15 protein-coding genes and 3 tRNA genes are annotated in these 18682 nt (G+C 62.1%); 5 read left to right on the forward strand and 13 right to left on the reverse strand.

The genetic code is table 11. The annotated features are described in order from the left end of the window. Window positions 1–161 precede the first annotated feature (161 nt). Window positions 162–848: an ABC transporter ATP-binding protein gene (locus FQ755_RS10020; RefSeq protein WP_144153630.1), complete on the reverse strand. Its 687-nt coding sequence runs from the start codon at window positions 846–848 to the stop codon at window positions 162–164. Between FQ755_RS10020 and FQ755_RS10025 the strand changes: the two genes are divergently transcribed. After that, complete coding sequence (locus tag FQ755_RS10025; RefSeq protein ID WP_144153632.1) at window positions 847–1542, forward strand: arylesterase; 696 nt, start codon at window positions 847–849, stop codon at window positions 1540–1542. The genes FQ755_RS10020 and FQ755_RS10025 overlap by 2 nt on opposite strands. A gap of 116 nt (window positions 1543–1658) precedes the next feature. Beyond that, window positions 1659–2000, forward strand: coding sequence for a hypothetical protein (locus FQ755_RS10030; protein WP_144153634.1), 342 nt, complete (start codon window positions 1659–1661; stop codon window positions 1998–2000). A 130-nt stretch (window positions 2001–2130) separates the two neighbouring features. On the opposite strand, the gene FQ755_RS10035 is transcribed toward FQ755_RS10030, so the two are convergent. The 8 genes from FQ755_RS10035 to tig form a co-directional block, all read right to left on the reverse strand. Continuing rightward, window positions 2131–4062 carry a SurA N-terminal domain-containing protein gene (locus tag FQ755_RS10035; protein WP_144153636.1) on the reverse strand — a complete coding sequence of 644 codons (1932 nt, stop codon included), beginning with the start codon at window positions 4060–4062 and terminating at the stop codon, window positions 2131–2133. Between the two features lie 86 nt (window positions 4063–4148). Next, window positions 4149–4225: transfer RNA gene (locus FQ755_RS10040), tRNA-Asp, on the reverse strand. Window positions 4226–4272: 47 nt separating this feature from the next. After that, window positions 4273–4348, reverse strand: a tRNA-Val gene (locus FQ755_RS10045). 121 nt (window positions 4349–4469) lie between these two features. Next, the gene (locus FQ755_RS10050; protein WP_186308508.1) at window positions 4470–4787 is read right to left on the reverse strand and encodes an HU family DNA-binding protein; all 318 of its coding nucleotides are present in this window, start codon (window positions 4785–4787) and stop codon (window positions 4470–4472) included. A 314-nt stretch (window positions 4788–5101) separates the two neighbouring features. Then, window positions 5102–7522: an endopeptidase La gene (lon, locus tag FQ755_RS10055; protein WP_144153638.1), complete on the reverse strand. Its 2421-nt coding sequence runs from the start codon at window positions 7520–7522 to the stop codon at window positions 5102–5104. 185 nt (window positions 7523–7707) lie between these two features. Further along, window positions 7708–8979, reverse strand: a complete 1272-nt coding sequence (gene clpX / locus FQ755_RS10060; protein ID WP_144153640.1) for an ATP-dependent Clp protease ATP-binding subunit ClpX — start codon at window positions 8977–8979, stop codon at window positions 7708–7710. Window positions 8980–9155: 176 nt separating this feature from the next. Continuing rightward, complete coding sequence (gene clpP, locus FQ755_RS10065) at window positions 9156–9809, reverse strand: ATP-dependent Clp endopeptidase proteolytic subunit ClpP (protein WP_144153642.1); 654 nt, start codon at window positions 9807–9809, stop codon at window positions 9156–9158. Window positions 9810–9974: 165 nt separating this feature from the next. Beyond that, a complete protein-coding gene (gene tig, locus FQ755_RS10070) occupies window positions 9975–11321 on the reverse strand; it encodes a trigger factor (protein WP_144153644.1) in 1347 nt (448 codons plus the stop codon). 442 nt (window positions 11322–11763) lie between these two features. Here tig and FQ755_RS10075 point away from each other — a divergent pair, with 442 nt between their 5' ends. Then, window positions 11764–12909, forward strand: a complete 1146-nt coding sequence (locus FQ755_RS10075) for a glycerate kinase (protein ID WP_144153646.1) — start codon at window positions 11764–11766, stop codon at window positions 12907–12909. 122 nt (window positions 12910–13031) lie between these two features. Here FQ755_RS10075 and FQ755_RS10080 read toward each other — a convergent pair. Beyond that, window positions 13032–13118 (reverse strand) — tRNA-Leu (locus FQ755_RS10080). A 231-nt stretch (window positions 13119–13349) separates the two neighbouring features. On the opposite strand from FQ755_RS10080, the gene FQ755_RS10085 reads away from it, so the two are divergent. Then, complete coding sequence (locus FQ755_RS10085; RefSeq protein ID WP_144154622.1) at window positions 13350–14192, forward strand: squalene/phytoene synthase family protein; 843 nt, start codon at window positions 13350–13352, stop codon at window positions 14190–14192. On the opposite strand, the gene FQ755_RS10090 is transcribed toward FQ755_RS10085, so the two are convergent. The 3 genes from FQ755_RS10090 to FQ755_RS38060 form a co-directional block, all read right to left on the reverse strand. Further along, window positions 14189–15424 carry a DUF1501 domain-containing protein gene (locus FQ755_RS10090; protein ID WP_144153648.1) on the reverse strand — a complete coding sequence of 412 codons (1236 nt, stop codon included), beginning with the start codon at window positions 15422–15424 and terminating at the stop codon, window positions 14189–14191. The two genes, FQ755_RS10085 and FQ755_RS10090, sit on opposite strands and share 4 nt — an antisense overlap. A gap of 90 nt (window positions 15425–15514) precedes the next feature. Next, on the reverse strand, window positions 15515–16933 hold the full coding sequence (locus FQ755_RS10095; RefSeq protein WP_144154624.1) for a DUF1800 family protein: 1419 nt from the start codon (window positions 16931–16933) through the stop codon (window positions 15515–15517). A gap of 416 nt (window positions 16934–17349) precedes the next feature. Continuing rightward, window positions 17350–17682, reverse strand: a complete 333-nt coding sequence (locus tag FQ755_RS38060; RefSeq protein WP_144153650.1) for a hypothetical protein — start codon at window positions 17680–17682, stop codon at window positions 17350–17352. A 229-nt stretch (window positions 17683–17911) separates the two neighbouring features. Between FQ755_RS38060 and ompR the strand changes: the two genes are divergently transcribed. Beyond that, a complete protein-coding gene (ompR, locus tag FQ755_RS10105; RefSeq protein WP_006048917.1) occupies window positions 17912–18646 on the forward strand; it encodes a two-component system response regulator OmpR in 735 nt (244 codons plus the stop codon). The last annotated feature ends 36 nt before the right edge of the window (window positions 18647–18682 follow it).

Genomic DNA, 18682 nt, shown 5'->3' on the forward strand with positions numbered 1-18682 from the left:
GGCTTGGGTGTCGAGCGTCGCCATCTGAAATTTGCGGTGGTTTTGCAATGTGGAGCGGGCCGTTGATGGCCCGCTTTTCTTTTGCGTTTTCTTTTGCGCCGTAAGCTTTTCGTTTGTGCCGCGCGCGTCTCGGCCGCTCGCGGTTGGGCGCCTCTTTTACTTCAGGCGAGGCGTCCCGCGTCGATCGTAACCGTGCGGTCGCAGCGACGGGCGAGTTCGATATCGTGCGTGACGAGGATCAAGGTCGCGCCATTGGCGCGGTTCATCTCGAACATCAGATCGATGACCGCATGGCCGGTGGCGGCATCTAGACTGCCGGTGGGCTCGTCCGCGAACAGAATGGCCGGATGGGTCACGAAGGCGCGCGCCAAGGCCACGCGTTGCTGCTCGCCGCCCGACAGCAGTTTGGGATAGTGACGGGTACGCTGCCCCAGTCCCACCTGTTCGAGCAGGCCGCGCGCACGCGCCGCGGCATCGCGCGCGGCGACCCCGCCTTGCAGCTCGAGCGGCAGCGTGACGTTTTCGAGCGCGGTCAAATGCGGCATCAATTGAAACGACTGGAACACGAAGCCGACCGAGCCGTTGCGTAAAGCGGCGCGCCCGTCTTCGCTCAATTCGGTCAGTTCCTGACCCAGCAGACGAACCGACCCGGAGGTGGCGCTGTCCAACCCCGCGAGCAAACCGAGCAGCGTAGACTTGCCGGACCCGGATGCGCCGACAATCGCCACGCTGCTGCCGCCTTCGATGGAAAGATCGATATGATCGAGAATCGTCAGCTCGCCCGTTGCATCCTTAACCCTCTTGCACAAACCCCGCACTTCGATGACTGGATCAGTTTTGTTTTGCATGGTGAGGCGTAGGTTGAAAGTGCGCCTGACGGCGCCGCGCGCCGCCGTATTGAATATCGCTTTCGGCATGTTCATGCTCGCCGCGACGCTGCCGCTTGCGGCCCATGCCGCCAATCCGCCGGAACCGGCGAGGCCCGTCATCGTGGTGCTGGGCGACAGCATCTCCGCTGAGTACGGCCTGCCGCGCGACACCGGCTGGGTGGCGCTGATGCGTCAGCGCCTCACCAGCGAGCGCATCGATTATAGCGTCGCTAACGCCAGCATCAGCGGCGACACCACCAGCGGCGGACGCGCCCGCCTGCCCCAACTGATGCAGCGGCTCAAACCCGGTATCGTGATTGTCGAACTCGGCGCCAACGACGCACTGCGCGGCGTGCCGCTTGCCACGACAGAAGACAACCTGCGCACGATCATCGAAGAAGCACAGCAAGGTCATGCGAAGGTCGTGCTGGTCGGCATGTACGTGCCACCCAATTACGGCCCGGACTACACGCAAAAGTTCCACGCGGTGTACGAGCAGTTGTCGAAGGAACTGCACACCGGCTTCGTGCCGTTCCTGCTCGCGGGCATCGCGGATAAACCCGACATGTTCCAGTCCGATCAGCTGCATCCCACCCAGCAGGCACAGCCCGTGCTACTAGACAACGTGTGGACGACATTGAAGCCCCTGCTGCACAACAGCCCCTCACACTGACAAGTTTCTTACATCTTGTTGCGAACGAACTGGGAACGTGCACAGGGAATGTCCGTCAGACATTTTCGCTAACCGCGAAATCCGGCTCGTCTCGAGCGCTTTTGTGAGGAGATAACGTGAAATACCTGCCCCTTATCGCTTTGACCGTGGCCATTTCTGCCTGCGCCGCTCAACCGCCGGCTGGTGTGCAATCGGTTGGACAAAGCCAGCAGCCGCCGAAGGTCGTCGCGCAATGTATCGCCCAGAAGTGGGCCGACGGCTCGCAACAGCAAGTGGTCTCGCAGGACACCTTGGCCAACGACCAGGCGATGGATGTGTACGTACCGGGTCAGCAGCCGCCCAGCGGTGCAGCGGCCGTGGTACGCCCGGCCTATAGCGGCTCGGGCACATGGGTCGGCTTCCGCGCGAATGGCGGAGCCGGTAGCGATGCGACTGGCGCAATCAGCGGCTGTCTGTAAGACGGCCTTTCATCGACGCTCCGGCGGTGTGCTCGCCGGATAAGAAAAAACCCCGCAATTGCGGGGTTTTTTTGTTCTTTCTGCATTCGCGATGTGCGCCGCTTACACGGCGGCGCACCAGGCGACGAGGTCAGTCACCACCCGCTTGCGGGCTATCCAGCGAACCGTAGAACTTGATCTTCGAGCGCGCGCGCAACGCCTGAACATACGCGCCGACTTCGGATTGCGCCTCGGCTTGCGCGATCTGCTGCTGCGCGGCCACGAGACGCTGCGGATCGATGGGCGCACCCGCCACCACGGCATTCACGCGATACACCGCATAACCCGCGTCGCCCAGGTCAACACCCACGTAAGCCGGCAATTTCTGCGAATCGGCCTTGTAGATCGCGCTCAGTGCAGCCGGCGGCAGGCCTTGCGCGTCGTTGCGCGAGACTTTCAGCGGCGCCGCAAAGCCCGTGGTTGCATTCGACTTCTGCAACTCGGCCAGTTTGGCGATGCCTTCCTTGTGCGCCAGTTCGTCGGCCTGAACCGCGACGACCTTCTGACGCACCGCGTCCTTGATCGCGTCGAGCGCGGGCACGGCGCTCGGCTTGTAGTCGGTGACGTGCGCGGCGATCAGCGTGTTGTTGCCGATATCGACCGCCTGCGTATTGTTGTGCGCCTGCACCGAATCGTTGGCAAACACCGCCGCGAGGAACTTCGCGTTATTCAACGGGCTATCCGGCGGCAGCGCGGCGTTCGCTTGCGGCGTGACCGTGGCCGTCTGGATCTGCAGTTTGTATTTGTCCGCAGCCGGTTGCAGCGACTTGGCCTTTTCATAGACCAGCGACGTGAAACCGTCCGAGTCGTCCGTGAATGCCTTGGCCGCCTGTTGCGTCTTCAGATCCTTGGCGATGGCGTCCTTCACCGTGTCGAACGGCTGCGTCACTGACGGCTTCACGTCCGTCGCCTTCAGGATCAGAAAGCCCACGTCGGTCGGCACGACGTCGCTGATCTCGTCCTTCTTCAGCTTGAACGCGGCGTCGTCGAACGCCTGACCACCGGCCATCATGCCGCGCCCGAAGTAACCCAGGTCGCCGCCCTTCGACGCCGAAGCCGGGTCTTGCGAGCTCTGCTCGGCCACCTTGGCGAAGTCGTCGGGATGAGCCTTCACGTCGGCCAGCAATGCGTCGGCTTTCTGTTTCGCCTTGGCTTTGTCGTCCGCGCTTGCGTTCGGCGCCACCGACACCAGGATCAGGCTCGCGCGCATTTGCGCCGCGGTCTGATAGTGCGCGATGTTGTCGTTGTAGAACTTCTTGAGATCGTCGTCGCTGGGCTGCATGGCCGCCGCCAGGGTGGCCGGCGACATCACCAGATACTGAATGGTGGCCGTCGCGGGCGTCGCGAAATCGTTGCGATGCGCGTCGTAGTACGCCTGCAATTGCGCGTCCGTCGGCTGCACCTTCGCCACGTAGTCGTGCGGATTGAACGTGAGGCCCTGCACTTCGCGCTGCTGCTCGGCGAGCGCCGTCAGATTCTGCGCAAGCGTCTTCGAGGTGAAGGCGCTGCCCTCGATGCTACCCGGCAACTGCTGCGTGGCGAGCGTGTAACGCACGCGCTCATCATACTGATCGGGCGTCATGCCCTGCATGGCGAGCAGTTCCTTGTAGCGGTTCACGTCGATCGAGCCGTCAGGATTCTTGAGCGACGAGATGACCGGATCGTTCAGCAAGGTGCGGCGCACCGCGTCGTCCGAAGCGGTCAGATGCAGACGCTGCGTCTCATCGTTCAGCACGCGCTGCTCGATCAGGCCGTCGAGCATTTCCTTGCGGCGCTCGGGCGTGTCGAACATTTTTGCGTCGTACTGCGCACCCAGCATCTGGCGCGCACGGTCGAGTTGCTGACGCATCGCGTCGTCGTATTCGGCCCGTGTGATCTTGTGCCCGTTGACGCTGGCGACGTTGGCGCTTTCGTCAAAGAAGCCGCGGAAGCCCTGGATACCTACGAAGCCCAAGCCCGGTACGATGACCAGGATGAGCATGAACATCATCAGGCGTTTGTGATTGCGGAAGAAATCGAGCATGCGTTAAGGATGCCAAAAACGGAACGCCCGATATTACAACAGCGGGCAATAAAAAAGGCGAACCGGAGTTCGCCTTTCAAGGATACTGGCGGAGTGGACGGGACTCGAACCCGCGACCCCCGGCGTGACAGGCCGGTATTCTAACCGACTGAACTACCACTCCTTATACTGCGCTTCTACTGCATGTGTGTTGCGTGCCGAACCGGGAACTGGTGGGTGCTGAGAGGCTCGAACTCCCGACCTACGCCTTGTAAGGGCGCCGCTCTACCAACTGAGCTAAGCACCCGCTCCACGATTCCGCCTGCTACGTTCCACCGCGCCGCGCCTTTCGGATCTACCAACCTGTGGGCCTTTCAACCCAAGGTTTATTAACCTTTAAACCGCGCCACCCTGAAGCAGCAAGTCGATTAGTTTAGCGCATCTTTTAGCGCTTTGCCAGGCCTAAATTTGGGCACCTTGGCTGCCTTGATCTTGATCGCTGCACCGGTGCGCGGGTTGCGGCCAGTGCGTGCGGTGCGCTTGCCGACTGCAAACGTGCCGAAGCCGACCAGGGTGACCGAACCGCCCTTCTTCAACGTACCTTTGACGCCACCGATCACGGCATCCAGCGCACGCCCTGCCGCCGCTTTCGAAATATCGGCTTGTTGTGCGATGTGATCGATCAATTCCGTTTTATTCATTCCAACCCCCGAGAATATTTTTGGGCAATCGTAATAGCGCTTCATCGCGCCAGATACCAACGGCAGCGCGGCAAAGATGCCGAGCCAACCAATTAGAATTGGCCGAAACCCTTGTGTCAAGCGGGGTCGCGCCCGATTAGGGGGTGCCTCGAGAGAGCTTTTGATAACGAAATCTTGCAGCGCAGGCTTGTAAGGATAAATAGCCGGTCGCGTTATTCCGTTTTAGCCCAGAGAATGGGAAATAGCAGAAAAATGCCCCGCATGACATGAAACAGACATAAACATTGGGGCAATAAAAAACCCGCGGGCAAGCCGCGGGTTTTCGATGATGCTAAAGACTACGTGCGCTACGGATCGGCTTAGTGCTTCACCACTTCCGTTGCGGCGTCCTTGCCGGCCTCTGCTGCAACCGGAGCGGCAGGCTTCGGTTCTTCTTCCGGCAACGGCTGGGGCACACGTTCGAGCGCGAGTTCGAGCACCTTGTCGATCCAGCGGACCGGCACGATTTCGATTGCGTTCTTCACGTTGTCCGGAATCTCCGTCAGATCCTTGGTGTTTTCTTCCGGGATCAGCACGAGCTTGATGCCGCCGCGATGCGCTGCCAGCAGCTTCTCTTTCAACCCGCCGATCGGCAGCACTTCACCACGCAACGTGATTTCGCCCGTCATCGCGACATTGGCACGCACCGGAATACCGGTCAGCACCGACACCAACGCGGTGGTCATCGCGATACCGGCGGACGGGCCGTCCTTCGGCGTCGCGCCTTCCGGCACGTGGATGTGAATGTCCTGCTTCTCGAACGCTTCGTCCTTGACACCCAGGCGACGCGAACGCGAACGAACCACCGTGCGTGCTGCCTCGACGGATTCCTTCATCACATCGCCGAGCGAACCCGTGCGCGTCACGTTGCCCTTACCCGGCATAACCGCGGCTTCGATGGTGAGCAGATCGCCGCCCACTTCCGTCCACGCGAGACCCGTGACCTGACCAACCTGATTTTCCTTCGCAGCCAGACCGAAGTCGTACTTGCGCACGCCGAGGAACGTATCGAGGTTGCTGCCATCGACCTTCACCGCGCCCTCTGCCTTCTTCAGCAGAAGCATCTTCACGACCTTGCGGCAGATCTTCGAAATTTCACGCTCGAGCGAACGGACACCCGCTTCACGCGTGTAGTAACGAATGATGTCGCGGATTGCAGTTTCCGTCACATCGACCTCGCCGTCCTTCAGGCCGTTGTTCTTCTTCTGCTTCGGCAACAGATAACGTTGCGCAATGCTGACCTTCTCGTCTTCCGTGTAACCCGACAGGCGGATCACTTCCATCCGGTCGAGCAACGGCGGCGGAATATTCAGCGAGTTCGACGTCGCCACGAACATCACGTCCGACAGATCGAAGTCGACTTCGACGTAGTGATCGGCGAAGGTATGGTTCTGCTCCGGATCGAGCACTTCCAGCAGAGCCGAAGACGGATCGCCGCGGAAATCCTGACCCATCTTGTCGACTTCGTCGAGCAGGAAGAGCGGATTGCGCACGCCGACCTTGGTCAGGCTTTGCAGGATCTTGCCCGGCATCGAACCGATATAGGTCCGACGGTGGCCGCGAATTTCGGCCTCGTCGCGCACGCCACCAAGTGCCATGCGCACGAACTTGCGATTCGTGGCGCGAGCAATCGACTGACCCAGCGACGTCTTACCGACACCCGGAGGCCCAACCAGGCACAGGATCGGCGCCTTGACCTTGTCCACACGTTGTTGGACCGCAAGATATTCGAGAATGCGTTCTTTGACTTTCTCGAGACCGAAGTGGTCTTCGTCGAGCACGCGTTCTGCATTCGAGAGGTCGTTGTTGACCTTGCTCTTCTTGCGCCACGGCAAGCCGATCAGCGTGTCGATATAGTTGCGCACGACGGTGGCTTCAGCCGACATCGGCGACATCAGCTTGAGCTTCTTCAGCTCGGCGTCGGCCTTCTTCTTGGCTTCCTTCGGCATGCGCGCGGCGGTGATGCGCTTCTCGAGTTCTTCGAGATCCGCACCTTCTTCGCCCTCGCCCAATTCCTTCTGGATGGCCTTGACCTGTTCGTTCAGATAGTACTCGCGCTGGCTCTTCTCCATCTGACGCTTCACGCGCCCACGGATACGCTTTTCCACCTGCAGGATGTCGATCTCGGCTTCGAGTTGCGCGAGCAGATGCTCGAGGCGCTCGATGACCGGGAACATCTCCAGGATGTGTTGCTTCTGGTCGAGCTTGAGCGGCAGATGCGCCGCGATCGTGTCGGCCAGACGGCCGGCTTCGTCGATGCCCGAAAGCGAAGTCAGAATCTCCGGCGGGATCTTCTTGTTCAGCTTCACGTATTGGTCGAACTGCGACACGATCGCGCGGCGCAGCGCTTCAGTTTCAGCGCTGTCGGCGTGGTCGGGTTCGAGCGGCATGACTTCGCACGAAAACTGCGTTTCCTGCTCTTCGATCGAGAGCGTCTTCGCGCGCTGCAAGCCTTCGACAAGCACCTTCACGGTGCCGTCCGGCAGCTTCAGCATCTGCAGGATGTTGGCGATACATCCTACTTCGTACATGTCCTTTTCGGTCGGCTCATCTTTCGCAGCCGTCTTCTGGGCGACGAGCATGATGTGCTTGCCGCCTTCCATCGCTGCTTCGAGAGCCTTGATCGACTTCGGGCGGCCTACGAAGAGCGGAATCACCATGTGCGGGAAAACGACTACATCACGCAGCGGGAGCAGCGGGAGCGTAGTGCGTTCCGGCGGGAGGAGTTGGGTTCCTGACATTTCATTTCCCCATGAGTGGTATCAGTTCGTTCGATAGGTGAGGCCTGCAAAAACGATTACAAGGCCTCCGCGTGTGGGAAAAGTTCAGTGACTCCAAAGGAAACACAACCATCCTAACCCAAGATAAACAAAAAAGCCGTTCACGTTGCCATGAACGGCTTTTTTTGCAAAACCTTTAAAGCCGATCAATTCGAACCCGCAACCTTCGGTGCGTCTTCGTAGATCAGCAGCGGTTTGCCGTCACCGTCGATGACGTTGTCGTCGATGATGACCTTGCTAACGCCTTTCATCGTCGGCAACTCGTACATGACGTCCAGCAACGCCTGTTCCAGGATGGAACGCAGGCCGCGCGCGCCCGTTTTGCGGCGAATCGCCTTGCGGGCCACAGCCTGCAAAGCACCCGGACGAATCTCGAGCTCGACGCGTTCCATATTGAACAGCTTGTGATACTGCTTCACGAGCGCGTTCTTCGGTTCGACGAGAATCTTCATCAGCGCGACTTCGTCGAGCTTGCCGAGCGTGGCGACCACCGGCAAACGGCCGATCAGTTCCGGAATCAGGCCGAACTTGATCAGATCTTCTGGCTCCACTTCGCGCAGCACTTCACCCGCGTCACGGTCCTGCTTGCTCTTGACGCTGGCGCCGAAACCAATGCCCGTCTTTTCCGTGCGGTCGACGATGACCTTTTCGAGGCCGTCGAACGCGCCGCCGCAGATGAACAGGATATTGGTGGTGTCGACCTGAATGAAGTCCTGGTTCGGATGCTTACGGCCACCTTGCGGCGGCACCGACGCCATCGTGCCTTCGACCAACTTCAGCAGGGCCTGTTGAACGCCCTCGCCCGACACGTCGCGCGTGATGGACGGGTTATCCGACTTGCGGCTGATCTTGTCGATTTCGTCGATGTAGACAATGCCGCGCTGGGCCTTGTCGACTTCGTAGTTGCAATTCTGCAGGAGCTTCTGAATGATGTTTTCGACGTCTTCACCGACATAGCCGGCTTCCGTCAGCGTCGTCGCATCGGCAATCACGAACGGGACGTTCAGAAGGCGTGCGAGTGTCTGTGCGAGCAACGTCTTGCCGGAGCCCGTCGGGCCGATCAGCAGGATGTTGCTCTTCGACAGCTCGATTTCGTCCTTCTTGTCGAGGTGCTTGAGGCGCTTGTAGTGGTTGTAAACAGCCACGGCAAGAATCTTCTTCGCGCGTTCCTGCCCGATGACGTACTGATCGAGAATTTCGCGGATTTCCTGCGGACTCGGCAGATCGGACTTGGACAAGCCCGCTTCAATGCCCGCGCCCGCAGCCTCATCACGGATGATTTCGTTGCACAGGTCGATACATTCATCGCAGATGAACACCGACGGGCCGGCAATCAGCTTTTTGACTTCATGCTGGCTCTTGCCGCAGAACGAGCAATACAACAGCTTTTCGCTGTTAGAACCTTTTTTGTCCGCCATAGATGTGCGAGCCTCCGGACACTCGATTACATGATACGCCGTTTGCCCCTGCCTCGCAGTTAGGGCGAATAAGCAGAAGCAGTGACGGCGCTTGCCGCAGGCGTTTGGACGAATCTGATTATTTCACACCAAAACGCGGGCGGTCTTACCCTCAAAAAGGGCGAGACCGCGCCGGATCATGGACGCTTGTGCAGTACCTGGTCGACCAGCCCGTATGCCTGCGCGTCGTCGCCGGACATGAAATTGTCGCGGTCGGTGTCGCGTGCGATACGCTCAACCGGCTGGCCGGTGTGATGCGACAGCAGTTGATTAAGCCGTTCCTTCAGATACAGAATTTCACGCGCCTGAATTTCGATGTCCGATGCCTGGCCGCGTGCGCCGCCCAGCGGCTGGTGAATCATCACGCGCGCGTTCGGCAGCGTGAAACGCTTGCCCTTCGCGCCGGCCGCCAGCAGAAATGCGCCCATGCTGGCCGCGAGGCCCATGCACAGCGTCGACACGTCCGGCTTGATAAATTGCATCGTATCGTAGATCGCCATCCCGGCCGAAACCGAACCGCCCGGGCTATTGATGTAGAAGCTGATGTCCTTGTCCGGATTTTCGCTTTCGAGGAACAGCAACTGCGCGACGACGAGGTTAGCCGTCTGGTCGTTCACTTCACCGACCAGAAACACCACGCGCTCCTTCAGCAGGCGCGAGTAGATGTCATACGAGCGTTCGCCACGGCCGCTCGTTTCCACGACGATCGGCACGAGTCCGAGCGCCTGCGCTTCGAGATCCCGCGACGACTGGGAGGTCAACGTGTCCTGCATTTGAGCGCGAAAGGTCATGCAATGGATCCTTGTCTGGGAATATTTATTCGGTACCGGACAGGTAAGTACGACTGCTGCGTATTCAAGTGCGCACAACCCGGCGCAACGCGATCGACACGACGTCTCATAAAAAACGGCGTGCGGGCCGTCGCTCCGACAGCCGGCACGCCGTTGCGGCGACGCTTACGCTTGCGCCGTTGCGCTTGCCAGCTCTTCGAAGCTCACTTCCTTATCCGTCACCTTGGCCTTGCTGAGGACGAAATCGACGACGTTGGCTTCCACGACGTACGCTTCCATTTCTGCAAGGCGCTGCTGGTTGGAATAATACCAGCGGACGACTTCCTTCGGGTCTTCGTAGCTTTTCGCGAATTCGTCGACTTCGGCACGAATCTGCTCCGGCTTTGCCTGCAGGCCGTTGGCCTTGACCAGTTCGGCCAGCACGAGGCCCAGCTTGACACGGCGCTCGGCCTGTTCCTTGAACATTTCTGCCGGGATCGGCGCGTCCGCTGCGTTCGGCACGCCGCGTTGCGTCAGGTCCTGGCGCGCCATTTCGACGAGGCGCTGCTGGTCCTGTTCGACCAGCGCGTTCGGCACGTCCAGTTCGGAGATTTTCAGCAGCGCGTCCATCACCTGGTTCTTGACGATGGATTGCGTGCGGCGCTTCGCTTCGCGCTCGAGGTTGTCCTTGATCTCGGCGCGCATCTTGACCAGATCACCGTCTTCGATGCCGAGCGACTTGGCGAACTCGCCGTCGATTTCCGGCATGTGCGGCCACTCGATCTTCTTCATCGTGATGGTGAATTGCGCCGTCTTGCCGGCGACGTCCTTGCCGTGATAGTCGGCCGGGAACGCCAGGTCGAATTCCTTCGCCTCGCCGACCTTCAGGCCGAGCGCGGCCTTTTCGAATTCCGGCAGCATGCGGCCTTCGCCGAGCACGAACGCGAAGTCGTCTGCGCTGCCGCCCTGGAACACTTCGCCTTCGATCTTGCCGACGAAGTCGACCGTCACACGGTCGCCGTCCTTGGCAGCCGTATCCGCACCGCCGTCACCGTGCTCGCCGGTTTCGCCACGGGCGTGGAAATGCACGCGTTGCTTGCGCAGGATGTCCAGCGTGCGGTCGATTTCCGCTTCGCTGATGGTGGTCGTGGTGCGCTCGATTTCAGCCGTGGCGACGTCGCCCAGCTTGACTTCCGGGTACACCTCGAAAGTCGCGTCGAAAGCGTAGTCGTTTTCTGCTGCATCGGCTTTCGGTGCGAAGCTCGGCTGGCCGGCGACGCGCAGGTTCTCGGCGCGGCTGATGTCGAAGAATTCCTTGCCGACCTTGTCGCTCAGCACTTCGGCTTCCACCTGGCCCGAGTACTGTTGCGTGACCATCTTGAGCGGCACCTTGCCCGGGCGGAAACCCGGCATGCGCACGTTCTTCGCGAGTTGGCGGATACGCGAATCCACTTCCTTCTGCACGGCGTCCTTCGGCAGGGAAATCGTTACGCGGCGTTCGAGCTTGCCGAGGTTTTCAACAACGTTAGCCATGGCTTCAATCGTCCTAAAATTATTCGAGCGAATCAGTTATCTTCTTCGTGCCGCTTTCGATGTCGCTTGGCATCGCGCGTCACATCAATTCAGCGCCTGCGCCGCAGGCTTGCAGGCCACCGGCAACACGGTTTGGGTCTAAAGAGCCGAATATTTTAGCAAACTATTCGCGCGCCTAGCCGGGATTCGATGTTCCGCCGCCGTTTTTGTGCGTGTTTTTGTCGATTTTGGGGCTGCTTTGGGGGCGCTTGCGGACTCCCAGGGGAGAGTTCGGAGCGCCCGCAGCCGACCTGGTGCGGCGCCGCCGCGGCTTGCTCCTTCGATGCCCGCTATGCCGTTCGGCATATTCAGCCGCGAGCGGCATGCTGATAAGCTAGCGAACGCGTTCGGGCTCTGCCCGTTTGCACCGCCATCGCCCCGATTTCAACCATCAAGAGACACCATGCCGAACCCGTCGTCCGCGCCCGTCGTCGTCATTGCTCCCGACTCTTTTAAAGGCTCGCTTAGCGCCGAGCAGGTTGCGCAAGCCATTGCCCGCGGCGTGACGCGCGCCCGGCCGGATGCCGTGATCCGCGTCTGCCCGATGGCCGACGGCGGCGAAGGCACGCTCGACGCCATGCTCACCGGCGGCGGCGAGCGCCGCCTGCTGAGCGTGCGCGGCGCCGCGGGGCCCGCACGCGAAGCGGCCACCGGCCTCCTCGCCGACGGCAGCGCGATCGTCGAGACGGCTGAGATCGTCGGCATTACCGACCCGGTCGGCATGGGCGTGCCGGTCGAAGCGCGCAGCTCGCGCGGCATGGGCGAGGCGATTCGCGCCCTGCTCGACGGCGGCGTGCGGCGCTTTTTTGTCGCGCTCGGCGGCAGCAGCACCAACGACGGCGGCGCGGGCCTGCTGGCCGGCCTCGGCATGCGGCTCTTCGATGCAGAAAACAGGGAGCTCGAGCCGACGCCGCAACAACTAAGCCGCCTCGCTCGCGTGGACGTCTCGCAGCTCGACGCACGGCTCGCCGACGCCTCGTTTATCGGCATGTCCGACGTGGACAATCCGCTTACTGGCGAGCATGGCGCCACCGTCGTCTTCGGCCCGCAGAAAGGCGTGCAGCCCGAGCAGATTGCCGGCGTCGACGCGGCGCTCGGGCGCTTCGCCGACCTGCTCGAACCGGCGCTGCAGCGCACGGCGCGCAACCTGCCCGGCGCGGGGGCGGCGGGCGGACTCGGTTTTGCGCTGCATATGCTAGGTGCGCAGTTCGAACCGGGCGCGGAGACGGTCGCCCGCCTGATCGGACTCGACGGCGCGCTCGACGGCGCCGACTGGCTGATCACCGGCGAGGGCCGCTCGGATGTGCAGACGCTGCATGGCAAGGCGCCGTTCATCGCCTGCAGCCACGCACGCGCGGCGGGCGTGCCGGCCACGCTGTTGTCAGGCGGGGTCGATCCGGCCGCCCTGCCGCGTCTGTCCGAACACTTCGCCGGCTGCTTCTCGCCAGCGCCCGGTCCGATCACGCTGGAAGCCGCGATTCGCGACGCCGCCACGCTGCTCGCCAACGAAGCCGAGCAAATGACGCGGCTACGGTATGGCGTGCGTTGAAGCGTTGATCAGGCAGGGGTGGTGCGGCGCAAGGCCAGTGAAGTGAAGAAGACGGCAAGCGCCGCTCCCTCAAGCAAAAAACCCCGCCGGTCATCGACCGAGCGGGGTTTTCACAAATACGTTGGTGCGAGGAAGGGGACTCGAACCCCTACACCATTGCTGGCGTCAGGACCTAAACCTGGTGCGTCTACCAATTTCGCCATCCTCGCAGCCGGAAGAAGCGTTGGCACGCCGCATCCGATGTCTGGCCAGCCCTCGTTCGCGCCGCGCCAGCCAAGCCGGTGCGGCATACGTCCGAAAGCGTAAGCGCGAGATTCTAACCGATAGATTTGCGCTTGTCTGCATTTGCCGGACGCGGCTCGATGCTACAATTTTTGGCTAACGTGCGCACGGTGCGGCCGCTGCGTCTCCCTGCTTCAGCCTCCCCACACTCCATTCAAGTGAATTTCGACGAATATTGCCAGCAGAAGGCGGCGCCTCCCGGTTCGAGCAGCTACTACGCGCTCCGCCAGGCGCCCGCGCGACGCCAGCCGCTCCTCACCGCCCTGTTCGCGCTGCGCCGCGAATTCGAGGAAACGGTGAAGGAAACCAGCGATCCGGCGATCGGCCGCACCAAGCTCGCCTGGTGGCAAAACGAAATCGCCGCACTGGCCGCGGGTACGCCCTCGCATCCAGTGTCGAAAGCATTGGCGGCGCATCTGGGCAATGGCGTCGAAGCGGAATATCCGGCCATCCAGACACTGCTGGCCGGTTTCGAGATGGACCTCGACCAGGCCCGCTATCTCGACTACGCGAATCTGCGCCGCTATCTGCAAGGCGTCGGCGGCGCGTTTGCCACGCTGGTCGCTCACGCGGGCGCGGGCGCGCAAAATCGCGCTGAGGCCGGCGTTTGGGCCGCACCGCTCGGCGAGGCGCTGATGCTGGCCCAGTTTGTCGCCGAACTCGGCAACGACGCGCGGCACGGACGCATCTACATTCCGATCGACGAGATGCAGCGTTTTAACGTCACCGCGGCCGATCTGATCAATCGCAAATACAGCGATGCGTTCACTGAACTGATGCGCTTTCAGACCAATCGCGCCCGCGCGGCGCTCCAGACCGCGCTCGCCGCGATGCCCGCCGGCGAACGACGCGCGCAGCGCACCTTGCGGGCGCAAGCCGCGCTCGCCCTCGCGCTACTGGATGAGATCGAACGCGACGGCTATCACGTGCTGCATCAACGTATTGCACTGACGCCGATCCGCAAGCTGTGGGTGGCCTGGCGCGCGGCGCGCCGGCGCTAGACCCGCAGCAGCGGCACCGTCTCGAAGCGCTGCTGCAACACGGCCGTGGAATCGAGCCCCCACCACGGTCCAAGAACCGTCGCATACAACTGGCGGAAATCGACGCCGACCGGCAGATTGCCGCTGCCATCCAGTTGCGTCAGCACCGGCGGCGCACCGTACAAGCCGCCGCGCACCCGTCCACCCATGACGAAATGCGGCGCAACCGTGCCGTGATCCGTGCCGTTGCTCTGGTTCTCGCGTGGCCGACGGCCGAACTCCGCATAGGTCATCACCAGCGTGCTGTCCCAGCGTCCCAGTTCCACCAGCGCCGACTTCATCGATGCGAAACCCTCCGCCAGTTGCCTGAGCAGCGCGGCCTGCTGACCGGGCTGGTTCTGGTGCGTATCGAAACCGTTTAGCGTCAGCCGGATCACGGCCACGCCCTGCCCGTTCAGCGGCTTGCCCTGAGGGGCATCGCCAGCGGCGAGCACCTGCATGGCCGTCTTGATCGACGTGCCAAACGCGCCCGATGGAAACGCCGTCTTCAGCGGAAATTGCCCTTCACGAGGACGCAGACGATCGGCCGCTTTCACGATGTCGTTTTCGACGTCGAGGATATGCGCGAGTTCAGGATTGCGTTCGTGCAGCGAGACTGGCGTCGCAAGCCGCGAGGCCTTGACGAACTGCGCCGGATTCACCAGCGCAATCGCCCGCGCGCCGTTGGCGAGCGGCCCCATCTCCGCGCTGCCGATCACCACGCCGTCCGCGACGAAACCCGGCGGCACGGCATGCTGTGCAAACGCGCGCGTCAACCATCCTTCGCGCAGATATTGATCGGAACGCGATGCGGTATCCCAGATCTCGATGGAACGGAAATGCGACAGGTTCGGCTGCGCGTAACTCATGCCCTGCACGATCGCCAGTTGCTGGCTCTGCCACAGCGGCATCAACGGTTGCAGCGACGGATGCAAGGCCGTGCGCTCGTCAAGCTGGATCACCTGCTCGCGCTTGATGCCGATGTTCTTGCGCAACTGATAGTAAGCGGGATCGGCGTATGGAATCACCGTATTCAGACCGTCGTTGCCGCCCTTCAGCTCCACGAGGATCAGCAGATTGCCGTAGCCGCCACGGCCGGCCGCGACGCTGCCGGGCTCGCTGCCCGCGCCCGTCGCCTGCGCACCGAAGGCTCGCGGCAGCCACAGCGCGGCGCCGGCCGCCGTGGTCATCGTCAGAAAGTCGCGCCGTTTCATGCTGTACCTCGTTCGGTTGTGACGGCATCGGATGCGCCGCCCGGCTCCGCCGCTTCGGTTTGCACCGCTTCGGTTGACACCCCGTGCCGCTCATTTCAGCTGGTAGGCCGGGTCCATCAGCAGCGCCTCAAGGTAGGCGCTGGCGGTCGAATCGGTTTCGATCGCGTCAACCGGAGCAAGCGGCAGCACCGCGTGCTGCAACTGCAACTCCGCCGAGAGGCCCGCCCTGGCCGTCGGCGCGGTGTTGTACTGGGCGAGCCACGTGTCGATATCGAAGCGTACTCCGCCCTGACCCACCCGCGCCATAGCCCGCTGCACCGTCGCCGCAGCTTTCGGGTCCTGATTCATGCCGGGCTGCGGGTGATGCGGGGCGGCGCTCCCAGTGGCGCGAAAGAGTTGCTCGACGAACTGCTTGCGCGCGAGCAGGGTCGAGCTATTGATCCACGTGGCGCCGCCCGGCCAGCCCTTCACGTTGGGCGGATAAAACAGGTTTCCGCCCAGCGTGCGGATTTCTCCAGCGAACGGCGCGGTGTTGTCGTAGCCGATATCGAATTCGCGCAACGCCCCCACCACGAACTCCGCCGGCGACTTCACCAGCACGCCGCGGTTGCCGTCGTCCCAGAATGCCTCGCTCAGAAAAAGCTCCCGCAAGGCGACCTTGATGTCGTAGTGGCTCGCGCGAAACCGCTCGGCGATGGGCGCAATCCGCGCCGGGTCGGGCGTGTCGGAGACGAACTCGCGCCACAGCCGGGTCGTAATGAAGGTGGCCGTTTCCGGACGGGACAGCAGAATGTCGAGGACCTGATCGCCGTCGAACGGTCCGCTCTGGCCGAGCACGGTCTTCATGCCGTCGTCATGCAGGTTGGCGCGCCACACGTAGCCCTGGGTGTCCGGGTCGAGCGTCCAGCCCGTATAGGCACGTGCGGCCTCCGAGACGTCCTGCTGCGAGTAATGACCTTCGCCGAGCGTGAACAGCTCCATCACTTCACGCGCGAAGTTTTCGTTGGGCTTGCCTTTGCGGCTGCCGGCGCCGTCGAGGTATTGCAGCATGGCCGGGTCTTTTGCGACGTCGTGCAGCAGTTCGCCGAAATTGCCCAGCGCGTCACGCCGCAGCAGCAGGTTCTGCTGCGCCATGCTTTGCGGATAACCGACCTTGTCCTGCCCGGACGTGAAGTGGTTGTGCCAGAAGAGCGTCATGCGCTCGGTCAACGGCGACGGCGTGGTCAACATCTCGCGGACCCACCACGCACGTAATTCGTCGTAACGCTGGTTGCGCGTGCGTTGCTCGGCCTGGCGCTGATCCTGGGTCCAGGTTTTGCGCTCGTCGCGCGTCGGGATCGGCTCGAGCACCCAGGCGGGCATCGGTGTCGCGGCTTCGGTGCGCGCCGTTGAGAGCACCCGGTCGACCGCCTGCTCGCGCGTCAGGCCGACATACTGGGCGACCTCGGCATTGTCGGGTGCGAAACCTGTCCGGGTCAGGAAAAAGCGCGCGTCGTCTTCATCAAGCATGGGCGCAGACGCGTCGTCTACGGCTGGCGCAGCGGTACGATGTCTGGCGTGCGGGCCATGCTGGACCGGCTGAGCACGTTGAACGACCGGCCCCGCGCCGTCCTGAGCCAGCGCCGGCAGCGTGCACGCGAGCGTAGCGAGTGCCGTAAGGGCCGCAAACACCGTGGCAGCCAGCGGCGGCCTCGGCATGCCGCAAGTCAACCTGAACAGCTTTGTCATTGTCAGTCGTCCCTGGTCGGGTGGCGCTGGCGCACGGGCAACCGCGCTCCATACGAGCGTCCCCTCTGGCGACTCAACGGCAGATCAGGCAGGAAAGTTGACGGGAGATGTGCAACGAAATTTTTCACGCGCCTCGGGACTGGCTGCGCGGCCCGCCGACGGGCATCCGGACTAAATGGACGGCTTGGCCGGACAGCCTAGCGCTTGTACAGCTCGCGCACGGCGTCTTCAATATGCTGGCGCAGCAGGCGGCGCTCTTCCGGCGTCATATGACCGTCGCGGCGGCGTTGATCGAGATCGGGGGGAACTGCGGCGCGCATCATGACGTCTGATGCAGGGTGGTCGTCTGTGGGAGTACGGAGCTGGTGGGACAGTCTGGAACCCCGGGAACGGGGCGCGTGGGCATTCGATGCCCGGTCATCCGAAGACTGGGCATGGGCGAGCGTAGGACCTAATGTGCCCGCGAGGGTGCCGGCCACTGCCAGCGCAATCACGCTTAGGCGCAGATTTGGCCAAACCCCTCCCTTCATCTTGTTCCCTTCGTGGTGCGGCAACCGGCTACCCTAAATGCGTGTACAAACCCCGGAAAGAAGCCGGGAGCGAGAATTTTAGTCGAGTGAAGTATCCACCGAACAGCCGCATTCAGTAAAGCAGTCTACCTGCCACCGCTTTACGCCGTGCCACAGTGCGGGTAAATTTTGTAACTGACTGTAACCCGCGAATTGATGCAAACTCGCACCACTTTGTAATCGCGCTAAGATGCCGACCATGGAAACCAAAAACCCTTCGAAAATCCTCGTCGTCGACGACGATCCGCGTCTGCGCGATCTGCTGCGCCGCTACCTCGGCGAACAGGGCTTCAACGTCTACGTCGCCGAAAACGCGCCGTCAATGAACAAGCTCTGGGTGCGCGAACGTTTCGACCTGCTGGTGCTCGACCTGATGCTGCCCGGTGAAGACGGGCTGTCGATCTGCCGCCGTCTGCGCGGCAGCAACGACCGCACGCCCATCATCATGCTCACGGCCAAGGGTGAGGATGTGGACCGTATCGTCGGCCTCGAAATGGGCGCTGACGACTATCTGCCCAAGCCGTTCAATCCGCGCGAGCTGGTCGCCCGCATCCATGCGGTGCTGCGCCGTCAGTCGCCGTCCGAGTTGCCGGGCGCGCCGTCCGAGACCACGGAAGTATTCGAGTTCGGCGAATTCGCGCTTAACCTCGCCACCCGAACGCTGACCAAGGCCGGCCAGGAAATTCCGCTCACCACCGGCGAATTCTCCGTGCTGAAGGTATTTGCCCGTCATCCGCGCCAGCCGCTCTCGCGCGAAAAGCTGATGGAACTGGCGCGCGGCCGTGAATACGAAGTGTTCGACCGCAGCCTCGACGTACAGATCTCGCGTCTGCGCAAGCTGATCGAACCGGATCCGGGCAGCCCGCGCTTCATTCAGACCGTCTGGGGTCTTGGCTACGTGTTCATTCCCGACGGTGCAGCCTGAGTTGTTCGTGCTTTCCGTGTTTGTTTTCAGATAAGA

The organism is Paraburkholderia sp. BCC1885, from assembly GCF_900996235.1.
Classification (GTDB): domain Bacteria; phylum Pseudomonadota; class Gammaproteobacteria; order Burkholderiales; family Burkholderiaceae; genus Paraburkholderia.